This window comes from Priestia sp. YIM B13552, from assembly GCF_042787775.1.
GTDB classification, from domain to species: domain Bacteria; phylum Bacillota; class Bacilli; order Bacillales; family Bacillaceae_H; genus Priestia; species Priestia megaterium_E.
On sequence record NZ_JBHZOU010000007.1, the window covers coordinates 145,814 to 160,890 of the forward strand.

17 protein-coding genes are annotated in these 15,077 nt (G+C 37.7%); 13 read left to right on the forward strand and 4 right to left on the reverse strand.

Features of this window, described 5'->3' with window-relative positions; all coding sequences use genetic code 11:
• Positions 1 to 8 precede the first annotated feature (8 nt).
• Positions 9 to 1,103 (forward strand): A/G-specific adenine glycosylase, encoded by a 1,095-nt coding sequence (gene mutY, locus ACFX40_RS23405; RefSeq protein WP_028410119.1) that lies wholly within the window; start codon positions 9 to 11, stop codon positions 1,101 to 1,103.
• 34 nt (positions 1,104 to 1,137) lie between these two features.
• On the opposite strand, the gene ACFX40_RS23410 is transcribed toward mutY, so the two are convergent.
• Entirely contained in the window at positions 1,138 to 1,362 is a 225-nt protein-coding gene (locus ACFX40_RS23410; protein WP_014461827.1) for a hypothetical protein, read from the reverse strand.
• Positions 1,363 to 1,478: 116 nt separating this feature from the next.
• Here ACFX40_RS23410 and fabL point away from each other — a divergent pair, with 116 nt between their 5' ends.
• The 5 genes from fabL (at position 1,479) to ACFX40_RS23435 (ending at position 5,722) form a co-directional block, all read left to right on the forward strand.
• Positions 1,479 to 2,228: an enoyl-[acyl-carrier-protein] reductase FabL gene (fabL, locus tag ACFX40_RS23415; protein WP_013055160.1), complete on the forward strand. Its 750-nt coding sequence runs from the start codon at positions 1,479 to 1,481 to the stop codon at positions 2,226 to 2,228.
• Positions 2,229 to 2,325: 97 nt separating this feature from the next.
• The gene (locus tag ACFX40_RS23420; protein ID WP_013055161.1) at positions 2,326 to 2,619 is read left to right on the forward strand and encodes a gamma-type small acid-soluble spore protein; all 294 of its coding nucleotides are present in this window, start codon (positions 2,326 to 2,328) and stop codon (positions 2,617 to 2,619) included.
• Between the two features lie 189 nt (positions 2,620 to 2,808).
• Complete coding sequence (locus ACFX40_RS23425; RefSeq protein WP_013081548.1) at positions 2,809 to 3,069, forward strand: YgaB family protein; 261 nt, start codon at positions 2,809 to 2,811, stop codon at positions 3,067 to 3,069.
• A gap of 195 nt (positions 3,070 to 3,264) precedes the next feature.
• A complete protein-coding gene (ntdP, locus tag ACFX40_RS23430; protein WP_028410117.1) occupies positions 3,265 to 3,801 on the forward strand; it encodes a nucleoside tri-diphosphate phosphatase in 537 nt (178 codons plus the stop codon).
• A 169-nt stretch (positions 3,802 to 3,970) separates the two neighbouring features.
• Positions 3,971 to 5,722 (forward strand): ABC transporter ATP-binding protein, encoded by a 1,752-nt coding sequence (locus ACFX40_RS23435; RefSeq protein ID WP_016762869.1) that lies wholly within the window; start codon positions 3,971 to 3,973, stop codon positions 5,720 to 5,722.
• Between the two features lie 35 nt (positions 5,723 to 5,757).
• Here the strand turns inward: ACFX40_RS23435 and ACFX40_RS23440 are convergent, their stop codons facing one another.
• Both ACFX40_RS23440 and ACFX40_RS23445 read right to left on the reverse strand, forming a co-directional pair.
• A complete protein-coding gene (locus ACFX40_RS23440; protein WP_013081550.1) occupies positions 5,758 to 6,846 on the reverse strand; it encodes an FUSC family protein in 1,089 nt (362 codons plus the stop codon).
• Between the two features lie 549 nt (positions 6,847 to 7,395).
• Positions 7,396 to 8,694, reverse strand: coding sequence for a glutamate-1-semialdehyde 2,1-aminomutase (locus ACFX40_RS23445; protein ID WP_028410116.1), 1,299 nt, complete (start codon positions 8,692 to 8,694; stop codon positions 7,396 to 7,398).
• 202 nt (positions 8,695 to 8,896) lie between these two features.
• On the opposite strand from ACFX40_RS23445, the gene ACFX40_RS23450 reads away from it, so the two are divergent.
• The 6 genes from ACFX40_RS23450 (at position 8,897) to perR (ending at position 13,204) form a co-directional block, all read left to right on the forward strand.
• Positions 8,897 to 9,910: an ABC transporter ATP-binding protein gene (locus ACFX40_RS23450; RefSeq protein ID WP_028410115.1), complete on the forward strand. Its 1,014-nt coding sequence runs from the start codon at positions 8,897 to 8,899 to the stop codon at positions 9,908 to 9,910.
• Positions 9,903 to 10,694 (forward strand): ABC transporter permease, encoded by a 792-nt coding sequence (locus tag ACFX40_RS23455; protein ID WP_028410114.1) that lies wholly within the window; start codon positions 9,903 to 9,905, stop codon positions 10,692 to 10,694. Before ACFX40_RS23450 ends, ACFX40_RS23455 begins: the two co-directional genes overlap by 8 nt.
• Before the next feature lie 9 nt (positions 10,695 to 10,703).
• The gene (locus ACFX40_RS23460; RefSeq protein WP_028410113.1) at positions 10,704 to 11,489 is read left to right on the forward strand and encodes an ABC transporter permease; all 786 of its coding nucleotides are present in this window, start codon (positions 10,704 to 10,706) and stop codon (positions 11,487 to 11,489) included.
• A 92-nt stretch (positions 11,490 to 11,581) separates the two neighbouring features.
• The gene (locus tag ACFX40_RS23465) at positions 11,582 to 11,974 is read left to right on the forward strand and encodes an ion channel (protein WP_028410112.1); all 393 of its coding nucleotides are present in this window, start codon (positions 11,582 to 11,584) and stop codon (positions 11,972 to 11,974) included.
• A gap of 69 nt (positions 11,975 to 12,043) precedes the next feature.
• Complete coding sequence (gene bcp, locus ACFX40_RS23470; RefSeq protein WP_060746136.1) at positions 12,044 to 12,514, forward strand: thioredoxin-dependent thiol peroxidase; 471 nt, start codon at positions 12,044 to 12,046, stop codon at positions 12,512 to 12,514.
• Positions 12,515 to 12,769: 255 nt separating this feature from the next.
• Positions 12,770 to 13,204: a peroxide-responsive transcriptional repressor PerR gene (gene perR, locus ACFX40_RS23475; protein WP_013055172.1), complete on the forward strand. Its 435-nt coding sequence runs from the start codon at positions 12,770 to 12,772 to the stop codon at positions 13,202 to 13,204.
• Between the two features lie 22 nt (positions 13,205 to 13,226).
• Here the strand turns inward: perR and ACFX40_RS23480 are convergent, their stop codons facing one another.
• Complete coding sequence (locus ACFX40_RS23480; RefSeq protein ID WP_014461817.1) at positions 13,227 to 13,586, reverse strand: YgzB family protein; 360 nt, start codon at positions 13,584 to 13,586, stop codon at positions 13,227 to 13,229.
• Positions 13,587 to 13,808: 222 nt separating this feature from the next.
• On the opposite strand from ACFX40_RS23480, the gene ACFX40_RS23485 reads away from it, so the two are divergent.
• On the forward strand, positions 13,809 to 14,675 hold the full coding sequence (locus ACFX40_RS23485; RefSeq protein ID WP_013055174.1) for a nucleotidyltransferase-like protein: 867 nt from the start codon (positions 13,809 to 13,811) through the stop codon (positions 14,673 to 14,675).
• Positions 14,676 to 15,077 lie beyond the last annotated feature (402 nt).

Genomic DNA, 15,077 nt, shown 5'->3' on the forward strand with positions numbered 1-15,077 from the left:
GCTATGACGTGAAACAAAGTAAAGATATTGTACAAAATTTCGATATTCGAGCATTTCAAGATGACTTAATCTCTTGGTTTGAACAGGAACAGCGCATTTTACCTTGGCGTCAAGATCAGGACCCTTATAAAGTGTGGGTATCTGAAATTATGCTTCAACAAACGAGAGTAGATACGGTCATTCCGTATTTTAATAATTTTATTAGTAAATTTCCCACTATCAAAGATTTAGCTTATGCGAATGAAGATGATGTGTTAAAAGCATGGGAAGGGTTAGGTTATTATTCCCGTGCCCGTAATTTACAAACCGCCGTTCGAGAAGTTCACGAACAATACGGGGGAGAAGTTCCAAATACGCCAGCAGAAATCTCCAAACTAAAAGGAGTAGGCCCTTATACAACAGGAGCCATTTTAAGTATTGCATACGGAGTGCCGCAGCCTGCTGTAGATGGAAATGTCATGCGTGTGCTATCGCGCATTTTATCCGTTTGGGATGATATTGCAAAACCGAAAACAAGAAAGCTGTTTGAAGATATCGTGCATGAAATTATTTCAAAAGATAATCCTTCCTATTTCAATCAGGGCATGATGGAACTTGGTGCCATTGTCTGTACACCAACTTCTCCTTCCTGTTTGTTATGTCCAGTTCGCGAACACTGCCGCGCGTTTGAAGAAGGAGTGCAGAATGAGCTTCCTGTCAAATCAAAGAAAAAAGCGCCGCGTGCTCTTCAGCTTGCTGCAGCGGTGATTAGAGACGAGGAAGGAAATTATCTGATTCATAAACGTCCAAGCAAAGGACTTTTAGCTAACCTATGGGAATTTCCAAATATAGAAGTAGATCTTAGTATAGCGCCAGATCATCAGCAGCTTCAGGCATTTATTCAAAATGAGTACGGAGCCGATATTAAAATTCATGCGCCGTTTACCACAATTCAGCACGTGTTTTCTCATATCGTCTGGAACATCACAGTATATGAAGCAGAGCTTGCAAGTGATATCAGTGCATTAAAAAATTTGAAAGTGGTTTCTGAAAAAGATTTAGAACAATATGCATTTCCTGTTTCCCATCAAAAAATCTTAAAAGAATATGTACTTGTTAAATAAAAGAAGCGTGGATAAACTCCGCGCTTCTTTTTATTTAATCATATGATACATGCGTGCCGTGTGTATAATCTGCTTCGTGGCGCTGTAGCCCGCCCCGTGCTTCAATTTCTTTAATAATTTGCTGATGAATACTTTGTCCTTCAGCATTTAAATACGGCGTCATTTGCTGTAAAGAGTGATGGAAAAACGCAAGCTCGCTGTCTTTCCACTCGCTTTTAGAAATCATTGAAAGAGCCGTCATGTCTCTACCTACATACATTCTATTCACCTCATTCATTTCATCAAGTTTTATCTATTTTCTCTATATTACTTGTTTCTTATGCGATAAAATCAGTACAATGTAAAGATAATACGATACATAAGGGAGATGACATCATGTCACAAAAGGTAGCACTAGTTACGGGAAGCAGCAGAGGTATTGGTAAAGAAATTGCCTTACGTCTGGCTAAAGAAGGATACGATATTGTATTAAACTATGCACGAAGCAAAAGTGCAGCGCAGGAAGTAGCAGAAGAAATCAAAGCGCTAGGCAGAGAAGCATTAGTTGTTAAAGCAAACGTAGGAAAAGTAGAAAAAATTAAAGAAATGTTTGAGCAAATTGATGAAGTATTCGGTCGCTTAGACGTATTTGTAAGTAATGCAGCGTCAGGAGTTCTACGTCCTATTATGGAATTGGAAGAAACTCACTGGAACTGGACAATGGATATTAACAGCAAAGGATATTTATTCTGTGCACAAGAAGCGGCTAAACGTATGGAAAAAGTAGGCGGAGGAAAGATTGTTACCATCAGTTCGCTTGGGTCTATTCGCTACTTAGAAAATTATACAACAGTAGGCGTGTCAAAAGCTGCTGTAGAAGCGTTGACACGCTATTTAGCAGTGGAGCTGGCTCCAAAGAATATTGTGGTAAATGCTGTCTCTGGAGGGGCTGTGGATACAGAGGCATTAAAACATTTCCCAAATCGCGATGAGCTTCTAGATGATGCACGCAAGCATACTCCAGCTGGTCGTATGGTGGAGCCAAAAGACATGGTAGATGCAGTTATGTTCTTAGTGTCCGATCAAGCAAATATGATTTGCGGTCAAACGCTTATTATTGACGGAGGGCGTTCACTTTTAATGTAAGGTAAATGTGTTTTGTGCTCGTGCCTTAAAATACTGAAAAAAGTTTGCATACCCTATTTACCTCCCGGGCATATTAATTTTCGTGGAGGTGATTACAATGGCAAAACAAACAAACAAAACAGCATCTGGTACAAGCACACAACACGTGAAACAACAAAATGCTCAAGCATCTAAAAACAACTTCGGTACTGAATTTGGTAGCGAAACAAATGTACAAGAAGTGAAACAACAAAATGCTCAAGCAGCGGCAAACAAAAGCCAAAATGCTCAAGCATCTAAAAACAACTTCGGTACTGAATTTGCTAGCGAAACAAGTGCTCAAGAAGTGAGACAACAAAACGCACAAGCTCAAGCAAAGAAAAACCAAAACTCTGGTAAATACCAAGGTTAATACCAAAAGCGAACTTAACGTCTTTCATACGGCGATGTTAAGTTCGCTTTTTCTTATATAAAAAGCAACAAAGTATGACAAAACTTCTTGAAACTTTACACAACTCGTCAAAGGAATCTGTCTCACCTAAACAGAATGTTAACAGAAGTGCCGCGTGTATGGTTAAGGCAAATAGGGAGGAGCTATCGTATGAAAAAATTTGATCAGCTAGTGACTCAACAATTGGAGACCATGGATCAACTTCTGTTTTTGCAGTCTGAGATTGAGCGCTGTCAGGAAATCGAAGGTGAACTAATAAAACTTCATGAAGAAGCAAAACTTCATTCTGTGCAAGATGAAATTAGTGAAATGAAGCTAAAATTAAAAGAGATTCAATTGACGTTTGAAGCACAAACCGAAGACATTATTCGTACATATAAAAGTGAAGGGGCTTGCTCTACACTTGCTTAATGAACATTGATGTGTCACTTCCTCTCTTTTTTAAGGCTGCCAAGCAAAGGAAAAGTAGGGGGAGTGGCTTTTTTGAACTCAAGAAGGTTAGCACATTTGTGTTAAAATGAGAGAGAAACCGTTATAATAAACATAAGACAAATGGAGACGTTATATGAATTTTTTTAAGTGCTAAAATGAAAGTAGGTATTGGAGATGGGAATTCCGGTGGAAGGAGAAACAATTCAAATACACAGCTACAAGCATAATGGACATATTCATCGCGTGTGGGATCGGACAACCGTATTAAAAGCAACCAATAACTTAGTGATTGGAGGAAATGATCGTACGATCGTTACAGAATCAGATGGACGAACATGGGTCACAAGAGAGCCTGCAATTTGTTATTTTCATGCTCAGCAGTGGTTTAACGTCATTGGGATGATCCGTGAAGATGGAATTTATTATTACTGCAATATCAGTTCGCCGTTCATTTATGATGACAATGAAGCGCTCAAATATATTGATTATGATTTAGATATCAAAGTCTATCCAGATATGACATACACCCTTCTTGATGAAGATGAATATGAGAAGCATCGAAAAGAAATGAATTATCCAGAAGTGATTGACCGTATTTTACATAATCACGTCGAGGAGTTAAAAGGTTGGATTCGACAGCGAAAAGGCCCGTTTGCTCCAGATTTCATTGACATTTGGTATGAGCGTTTTTTAACATATCGGCATTCTTGATGAATGATCTAGAGAACATTATGTTAGGCCGTCTAAAGCTGACTGTTTGATATAATGTTCTTTTTGGCGTTATGCTCACCATCTTTTAGAAGAGATAAAAGCACTAAAAAATCGACGCGTGTACATATACTAAGAAAGCTTGCCCTCATAGATAGAAAGGGGAGATTTTATGGGAAGTATAAGACGCTACATGAAGTTTGTACAGCCATACAAATGGCAAATTGTCGGCACTGTATTAATTGGTATTATTAAATTTGCTATTCCTTTATTAATTCCGCTGCTTTTGAAATATGTTTTGGACGATATCGTAAATGGACATGGCATGTCCTCCTCTGAAAAAGTTCATAAAATGGTGACGATTATGGGGATTTCGTTTGTTGTATTTTTAGTGTTAAGACCTCCCATTGAATATTACAGGCAGTATTATGCTCAGTGGGTATCGAGCAAAGTACTATATGATATACGGGATCAGCTGTTTAGCCATATTCAAAAGCTTAGCTTGCGTTATTATGCAAATACGCGAGCGGGTGAAGTGATTTCACGAGTCATTAATGATGTAGAGCAAACAAAAAACTTTGTTATCACAGGTTTAATGAACGTATGGCTTGATATGATGACGATTGTAATAGCCATTGTGATTATGTTTACGATGAATGTACCTTTAACACTGGTGTCGATTATTTTGCTGCCGGTTTATGCGTTCTCTGTAAAATATTTTTACAGTCGTCTTCGCCATTTAACACGAGTCCGTTCGCAGGCTTTAGCGGAAGTGCAGGGGCATTTACATGAAAGGGTTCAAGGGATCTCTGTTATTCGCAGCTTTGCTATTGAGCCTCATGAGCAGAAGCAATTTGATAAGCAAAATTCAAATTTTCTACAAAAAGCAATCAATCATACGAATTGGAATGCAAAAACATTTGCAGTAGTGAATACCATTACCGATTTGGCACCTTTAATCGTGATTACATTTGCTGGATATCAAGTCATCACAGAAAGTCTTAGCGTAGGAACGATGGTAGCATTTGTGGCCTATATTGACCGCTTGTATAATCCGCTTCGCCGCTTGGTCAATTCATCGACTACGCTCACGCAGTCTGTTGCATCTATGGACCGGGTGTTTGAGTTCATTGATGAAGAATACGATATTACAGACAAGAAAGATGCAAAAGAATGCACTGAGCTTCATGGAAAGGTGCAGTTTGAGCACGTTTCATTTGCTTATGAAGAAGAAGAAAAACCTGTGATTCATGATATTAATTTAGATGTAGAAAAAGGAAAATCCGTTGCGTTTGTTGGAATGAGCGGAGGAGGGAAATCCACGCTTATCAGCTTAATTCCGCGCTTTTATGATGTGACAGAGGGTAAAATTCTCATTGATGACATTGATATCAAAACCTATAAAGTACGCAGCCTGCGAGATAAGATTGGAATCGTCCTGCAGGATACGGTGTTGTTTAGTGACACGGTTAAAAACAATATACTGCTTGGAAAGCCAGGAGCGACAGATGAAGAAGTAATTGCTGCGGCAAAAGCCGCAAATGCCCACGATTTTATTATGAATTTGCCCGAAGGATATGATACAAAAGTGGGAGAGCGGGGAATGAAGCTATCAGGGGGACAGAAGCAGCGTATTTCCATTTCGCGCGTATTTTTAAAAAATCCAGCTATTCTTATTTTTGATGAAGCCACTTCAGCTCTAGATTTGGAAAGTGAGCACTATATTCAAGAAGCATTAGCTGAACTAGCAAAAGACCGTACGACTTTCATTGTAGCCCATCGTTTATCTACAATTACTCATGTTGATGAAATTGTACTTTTAGAAAATGGAAGAGTAGTCGAACGAGGTTCTCATGAGGAGTTAATTAAGAAAAAAGGTCATTATTATCAGCTCTTTAACGTTCAGCAGCTTGATACAATTTAAAAACACCACCTATTGTCTAACAATAGGTGGTGTTTTTAATCTTCTTGTCGCTGATGATTAATATCAAATGAGTTAGCATCTTTGTGATAGTTTTGGAACGTATCAATCAGCTTATCAAGATGCTCTAACTCTTCACTATACTCAATGATGACAGAAATTAAAGGGAAGATATGATAAATAACCTTATTCTCTTCATCATTATCGTATATTTTGTACTGCATAAATTTATCGATTAAAGCTCGTTTTCCAACGCAGGCTTCGTTTGGTACAGTAGTAGTTGGCTGTACGCGTAATTTCCCAATGAATTTTAATAATACTTGCTCATGATACATTAACAGGCACTCAACTTCAGATTTGATTAAATCTTGAAATTGCTGCGGCATGACTTGAAGATCATTTTCTACTCGGTGAAGTAGTTTCAAGGTTGTAAGAGCTCGTGTTGTTACGGTAATCATTTGACGAAATAAAACGAGCTTGCGTGACTTAACAAAACGTTTTTTGGTTGAATAAGTGCGTTCTTCTTTGTAAAAATCAAAGATTTGATTCATTTTAGCCACATTGTCTTTCATTTTTTCAATGTCTTCTTTTAACAATGTGTGCTCAGATGCGTGATAAAGATTCATACGAATCCATTTAATAATTTCTTCCGTTGTGCTTACAATTTTATAATACAATCTTGTTTCATACTTTGGCGGAATAAAAATAAGATTGACAATAAATGCTGAGAATACCCCAAGTAACACTGTACCAAAGCGTATAAGTGCATATTCAACGAAATTATCTCCTGGATTTTCCATGATTGCAATTACTGTCACAAGCGCAAGCCCAATTGTATTATTAATACGTAATTTTAAGTTGACTGCAATGACAACAACAGCGGTAAAACCAATAATGATGGGATGGGTACCAAAAATAAGTCCAAAACAAACTGCAGAAGCAGCTCCAATCACATTCGCCTGTATTTGCTCCAATATTGTTAAGTAAGATCTGTAAATAGACGGTTGAATTGCAAAAACTGCCGCAATTGCCGCAAATATTGGAGATGGTAAACTTAGAAATTCACCTAATAACAATGAAAGTGTAATGGCAATTCCCGTTTTTAAGATGCGGGCACCAAGTTTCATGTGCGTTCGTAGTTCCTTTCTGTAAAAAAGTTTTTTCGTTATGAAGAATGTTCCCCAAAACAAATGATAAATTGCAAAAATCAATCCTTCTTTATTACATAACCTGTTGGAAATAATATAAACAATAACATACTATACAAGGTTTAAGAATGGATATCAAGAGAAAACAAGCAGAAAAATCAGGGTATTTCTCGGGATTTTTCGACAGGCTGACAAAAAGGAGATGACGCGTAAGAAATGGTTATGAAAGGTGGGAATGTTCTATAAGGAAACCCAAAGGTAAAACGAAAAAGAGGTCGAGACATAACGAAATAAATCCAATCCAAAGACGAACAAATGGGATACATGAGCTGAATGGCTTGTGACACAGCAGTTGATTTCCGCAGGAGTCTTCGACTTGCCCTCCAATCAGCTGCTAGAAAGACCTATACACATGAAACCTACGTTTACCCTAACAAAAAAAACGAACCACTAATCAAACATCTTGATCAATGGTTCGTTTTTCACTTCGTCTAAAATCCTTTTATCGCAGCCTTTTTAGAATAAGAATTAGCGTTCTTCACTTAATTGTTTAAATGCTTTTTCGACTGCTTCTAATGTGTCGGTAATATCTTGTTCTGTATGAGCTGTAGTAAGGAACCATGCTTCATATTTCGAAGGAGCTAAGTTGACACCTTGGTGGAGCATTAGTTTAAAGAAGCGTGCAAATAATTCGCCGTCTGTATTTTCTGCTTGTTCATAGTTTTTGACCGTTTCTGTTGTAAAGTAGACAGTAAGAGCGCCTTTCAATCGATTGATAGTGATAGGCATGTTATATGTACGAGCATGTTTTAAAATACCTTCTTCGAGCATCGCCCCTAGCTTATCCAACTGTTCATAAACACCTTCTTGCTTTAGTACTTCCAGGCAAGCAATCCCAGAAAGAATAGAAGCTGGGTTTCCTGCCATTGTACCTGCTTGATAAGCTGGTCCAAGCGGCGCTACTTTTTCCATGATTTCTTTTTTACCGCCGTAAGCCCCGATTGGAAGGCCGCCGCCGATGATTTTTCCAAATGCAGTGAGATCAGGTTTTACACCAAGTAAATCTTGAGCTCCACCGTACATAAAGCGAAACGCTGTAATAACTTCGTCGTAAATAACAAGTGCTCCAGCTTCGTGAGTTAATTCATTAACTTGTTCTAAAAAGCCAGGTTCCGGCTCAACAATTCCGAAGTTTCCAACGATTGGTTCTACTAAAACAGCCGCAATTTGATCGCCCCATTTTTCTAATGCTTCCTTGTAAGGCTCGATGTCGTTAAAAGGAACTGTGATGACTTCGTTAGCAATACTTTTTGGTACACCAGCAGAGTCAGGAGTGCCGAGTGTAGAAGGACCAGATCCAGCTGCTACTAACACAAGGTCAGAATGGCCGTGGTAGCAACCTGCAAATTTAATAATTTTATCGCGTCCAGTATAAGCGCGCGCTACACGGATCGTTGTCATAACGGCTTCTGTCCCAGAGTTGACGAAGCGCACTTTATCTAATGCGGGCATCGCTTCTTTGAGCATTTTAGCAAATGTGACTTCATGAGCAGTTGGAGTACCGTAAAGAACACCTGTTTCAGCTGCTTTTGTAATAGCTTTCGTGATATGAGGATGAGCGTGTCCTGTAATAATAGGACCATAAGCTGCTAAATAGTCAATATATTTATTTCCATCAACGTCCCAGAAATAAGCTCCGCTTGCCTTCTCCATTGCAACAGGCGCTCCGCCTCCTACGGCTTTATATGAACGTGAAGGGCTGTTAACGCCGCCTACAATATGTTCGAGCGCTTCAGCGTGTAATTGTTCTGATTTTGTGAATTGCATAGTATGCCTCCTAATGAAAAGTTCAACTTCTTTATTCTATCAAACTTATTTGTTTCTTGAAAAACATTCGAGAACGTGTATGATAGAAATTTGTGAGCTAACTGCTAGAAAATAGTTCTTCGTCTCTTGGAGGAGTTGCTAGCAAGGGCGCCGGAAGCAATAAAAGAAACCACTAATACGTCGACGTAACGGAGGGAATACAATGAAAAATGCTATTGAGGTGAATCAACTTCGGAAAGAATTTAAAGCCTATTCTAGCCGCTCTGGCCTTAAAGGGGCATTCCGGGATTTATTTACCCGTAATTATAGAGTCATGAAAGCTGTGAACGATATTTCGTTTACCGTAAAACAAGGGGAAATGGTAGGGTATATAGGAGAAAACGGAGCGGGGAAATCAACCACAATCAAAATGCTAACAGGGATCTTAACTCCAACTGCAGGCGACATTACCGTAAATGGAATGAACCCTCATAAAGAAAGAGAAAAGTTTGCCCAAACGATTGGGGTAGTTTTTGGTCAACGCTCTCAGCTGTGGTGGGATATTGCCGTACAAGAATCTTTTCGCCTGTTAAAAAAAGTATACAAAGTGTCAGATGAAGATTATAACGCTCATATGGAGCACGTTATTCAAACGTTAGATATCGGGCCGCTGCTAGATAAGCCGGTGCGAAAGCTTTCTTTAGGTCAAAGAATGCGCTGTGAGCTGGCTGCTGCTCTCATTCATAATCCGCCGCTTCTATTTTTAGATGAACCGACGATTGGTTTAGATGTACTAGTTAAATTAAAAATCCGCCAATTTTTAAAAGAAATTAATGAAAAATACAACACGACGATTTTGCTTACAACACATGATTTAGCAGATATTGAAGCTTTATGTGAACGCGTTGTAATGCTGGATGAAGGCAGTATTATTTATGATGGATCGCTGCAAAAGCTGCGTTCGAACTGGGGCGACCTTAAGCAGATTACGTTTGAATTTGGGACTGCGCCAAATAAAGAGCAGTTGAAGCTATTGACGCAAGGAATGCCTGTTAACTGGATTGAAGGTGATCAAAAATATTTGTGGACAGCGCAGCTTCAAAATAAAGGAGACTTAATGTCGCAGCTGATTGCTAAAGTGGTGGCAAAGCATGAAATCAGCGATATTAACATTGAAGAAATTTCAACGGAAGAAATTATCCGCAACATTTATGAAGAAGGTGTTGTGAATGGATAAATATATAGAGATGATACGCATTCGCTTTTTAATGATGCTGGCGTATCGGACGAATTATTACAGCGGAATATTGATTTATGCAATTAATATTGGTGCTTACTATTTTTTATGGTCGGCTATTTATGGAGGAAAAGAGAATATTCAAGGTTTATCCATTACTCAAATGACAACGTATGTAGCCGTTTCATGGATGGCCAGAGCCTTTTACTTTAATAACATTGACCGTGAAATGGCAACGGAAATTAAAGATGGCAAAGTGGCTGTAGAGTTAATTAAACCATACAGCTACCTTGGTATGAAAACGATGCAAGGACTGGGAGAAGGGATTTTTCGAGTGCTGTTTTTCTCAGTGCCCGGCATGATTATTGTCGCGTTTTTATTTCCAGTACAGTTCTCAGCAAATGCAGCAACATGGCTTTATTTTGGACTGTCTTTAATTTTTAGTTTCATTATCAATACACAAATTAATTTATTAACGGGTATTACGACTTTCTTTCTCTTTAACAATGATGGACTCATTCGAGCGAAGCGCGTTGTTATTGATTTGTTTTCAGGACTTCTTCTGCCCATCAGTTTCTATCCTTTCTGGGCGCAACATATTATGAGCTATTTCCCTTTTCAAGCCATTAGTTATATTCCGAGCATGATTTTCACAAATGGATTTAAAGGGCAGGAAGTAATAAATGCTCTTATCACACAAGCAGTTTGGTCAGGACTTCTATTTATCCCTATTGCATGTTTGTGGAACATAGCGAAGAAAAAAATGGTTATTCAAGGAGGGTAGTCTATGAAAATGTTTTATTTTTCGATTTTCTTTCAGTACATTGGTCAATATATGAAAACAAGGCTTCAGTATCGTACCGACATGGTAGTTGAAATCATATCGGACTTATTATTTCAAGCGGTTAACTTAATTTTTATTTTAGTTGTATTTGGTCATACTCAGTCGCTGCACGGATGGTCACGAGAGGAAATTATCTTTATTTATGGTTTCTTTTTAGTTCCTTTTGCTATTTTTTCGTCTTTCTTTAACATTTGGGATTTCAATGAGCGCTACATTGTTAAGGGAGAAATGGACCGAATTTTAACGCGGCCGATTCATAGTTTGTTTCAAGTTATTTTGGAGCGAATGGAGCTAGAATCATTGTTTGGTGGTGTCACAGGGATTGCCGTAATGGCTTACGCTGCGTCTTCTTTACATCTTCATTTCCAGTGGTATGATGTTTTTATTTTTCTATTATTTATTTTGGGAGGAGCGCTTGTATACGCAGGAATTTTCATCGCCTTAGCAAGCATAGGCTTCTGGTCGGATGCAAGAACTTCTATTATGCCCACTATTTATAATATTGGAAACTACGGAAGGTATCCTGTAGATATTTACAATAATGTCATCCGCTATGTTTTAACGTGGATTCTTCCTTTTGCATTTGTAGGCGTATATCCAGCTGCTTATTTCCTAGGAAGAGCTGAATGGTACGGATATGCATTTTTAACTCCAGTAATGGGAATCATCTTTTTTACAATCTCTATCTTCTTATGGAATACAGGTGTCAAAAAATACAGAGGAGCAGGCAATTAAATGCCTGCTCTTTTTCGTGGCTTGGGAGTAGTAATGAATGGACAAGAACGCGCGTATAGTGGTAATAGAGTATAAATTAAAGGAGTAGAATGATGGTTATTTTTCTAATCCTCGTTATCGTTGTTTTTGTAATTGGTAGTATGAAGTTTCTCTTTGAAAAAGAACTTGGAGAATTTCATTTTTTCTCAATTGGTCACTTCTTTGTCTTGTTTTATTCATATATTACAGTTTTATTGGGATTTAGCCTTATTTATACAGTGTGTGAGATGGGGAGTATTCCAGTGTTAAGCGGAGGGTTTGAACATGAAGGTCATTATTTTTATACGCTGTTTAACAGCATGTATTTCAGCGCAGCAACGTTATTTTCAGTAGGATACGGAGATATGTATCCGGTTGGAATTGGGAAATTATTTGCAACTTTTGAAGCGTTTATCGGCTATATTATGCCTGCAATCTTCGTGATGCGAACTGTTACCCGCACTTAAACTTGTCATCTTATCTAATATTGGGTACGCTATTCAAAGAAAATGAAAAGCGTAAAGGAGAAGATAAATATGACAGCTGTAGTTGGAGAAAAAGCACCTGATTTTGTATTGATGTCTACAAATGGAGAGCAAGTATCACTAGCGTCGATGAAAGGCAAAAATGTTGTGCTGTATTTTTATCCGAAAGATATGACGCCAGGCTGTACAACAGAAGCCTGTGATTTCAGAGATCAGCATGAAAATTTTGAAGAGCTAGATGCGGTGATTCTAGGAGTGAGCCCGGATCCAATCGACAAACACTATAAGTTTATTGATAAGCACGGCCTTCCATTCTTACTTTTAGCTGATGAAGATCACAGCGTAGCTGAAGAGTACGGAGTATGGACACTGAAAAAAAACTTTGGAAAAGAATATATGGGCATTGAACGCTCCACTTTTATCATTGATAAAGAAGGAATGCTCGTAAAAGAGTATCGCAAGGTTCGAGTGAAAGGGCATGTGGAAGAAGCTTTATCATTTATTAAAGAAAAAATGGCATAAAAACAGGCAGATAACCAGAGCAGTTTTAGTCTTTGAACATACAATATCAGTGTAGGGCATACCTCCTCAGATGTTAATATATTTAAAAGTGTGGATTGATTTCCACACTTCTTTTTTTTACATAAAATATATGAAAAACTTCTACTTATTACATAAAATAGGAATAGGCATCAAGTTGACAAAACGTGGGTAAAACATGTAGACTAATTATAAGAATTATAAAGTAATAATACTTACAGAAGAGGGGTGCATGACGTGTCAAATCATTTACAAGAAGCCCTTGAAACGTTAAAAGGTACTGGCGTTCGTATTACACCACAACGTCATGCTATTTTAGAGTATTTAATCAATTCCATGACACATCCAACAGCAGATGATATTTATAAAGCGCTGGAAGGTAAGTTTCCAAATATGAGTGTAGCAACCGTTTACAATAATTTAAGAGTATTTCGCGAAGTAGGTATTGTAAAGGAACTAACATACGGTGATGCATCAAGCCGGTTTGATTATGTTACAACAGAGCATTATCATGTGATTTGCGAAAGCTGCGGAAAAATTGTGGATTTTCATTATCCTGGTTTAGACGAAGTAGAAAAGCTGGCTGCTCATATTACTGACTTTGATATTAGTCACCACCGAATGGAAATTTACGGAACGTGTCCTGATTGTACGGCTAAAAAAGCGCATTAATAAGCTGATAGTAGTGATACTATCAGCTTTCTTTTTGTTTTTTTCTATTATACTTTTCATCGAATTGTTTTCCTTCAAGAGACCGGTCAAGCGTAAGCGGCTCGTTGCAATACATACACATATCTACGCGCCCTAGCATTTTTGTTTGCTTTTGACATGTAGGGCAGGTTACTTGAACCGCTTTTGTAGAAAGCATGCCAATCCAGAAATAAACGCCGGTACTGGCTACGATGCACAGCAACCCCAAAAGCATAAAAATAGTCATTAGCCAGACTGAAGACCGAAAGAAAATTCCCCCATACATAACAATGAAACCAACAAAGATCAGACTGAGTGCAAACGTGCGAATCTTGTTAATTTTATTTGAATACTTTATCCCCATCAGTATCCCCCCTGTTACCAATATATCATAGAGTGAGACAGTGAATGATGATAAAAATTGAATCTTCGGAAAATTATCGTTGGTTTTTGAGCTTTCTGAATGATTTCCATAATTCTGAGTGGGATATCCGTTATACATCGTATATAATAAAAAAAGAAATCTTAGTCCATAGCCTTTAAAATTTTGAAAAATATTTGTTTATTACAGTTAGGAGAGCTCAAAATGGAAGATGTTTTACGGCCAATATATCAAGAAAGAGCTAGCAATAAAGACACACTAGGTATTTTACTGATTGAAAAAAAGAAATCAGAATCTCCAGTGACGGATAATTTGGATGCTATCTTATTTATTGTGACCAAAACTACAGAAACTTCTCTTTTTATTAAACAATACGAATATGAAAATGAGCGTGCGGCACTTTATATGGCTTCTGAACAGCAAATGAGTGAATGGATTATGAATGGGACGAACCGCCGTATTATTGATTGGATCTTAAATGGTAAAGTGCTATTTGATCGAAACGAATATATGGAAAACTTAAAGAAACGCTTAATTGATTTTCCTAGAGAAGATCGGACAAAGAGAATAGGTGTCGAGTTTGCTAAATTGATTCGGCGATTTAAAGAAGGAAAAGACTTTTATGCGTCTAATCATTATTTAGATGCATTTAATCATGTCATTCATGCTCTTCATCATTTAGCACGACTGTCTGTGTTAGAAAATGGATTTCACCCAGAAGTGACAGTATGGAACCAAGTGAAAAAAATAGAACCTGAAATTCATCGTCTTTACGAAGAGCTAATTATTAGCCAAGAAGAGGTTAGCAAGCGTTTAGAGCTGCTTTTCTTAGCGAGTGAATTTCTAGTAAATAAAAAAACTGAATTGGGTGCCAAGCATCTTGTTCATATTATGAAAAGTGAAAAGCAGGAATGGACGTTTAATGAACTGGTTCATCATCCCGAAATACGCCCTTATGCTATTGATTTAGGAATACTTCTTGAGTTTTTAATTGAAAAAGATATCATTATGGTAAAAAAAGTAGAAACCAAAGGAAAGAGTTTGTACCATAGACACTATGTGGCGAAATGATAGAGAGGATAAAGGGTATCTGATACGGTGCGGTTATGACGTTTAGATACCCTGACATATGACTTTATAGCCTGGATAAAAGGTTTTTCTAAAAAAACACGATTTATTTTAAAAAATCTATTGACGCTTTAAAATATCCGTGGTAAATTTATATACGTCGCCAATGAGCGATACTAAATTTATCAAGAACTTGAAAAAACTTCTTAAAAAAAGTTGTTGACAAGAAAGAGATAAACTGGTAAGATTAAAAAGTCGCTTAAGAGCGGCGGTTGAACTTTGAAAACTGAACAAAGCGACAAACGTCAACGTTAATTTTTATTTTTTAAATTGAGCAAGTCAAACATTTCTTCGGAGAGTTTGATCCTGGCTCAGGATGAACGCTGGCGGCGTGCCTAATACATG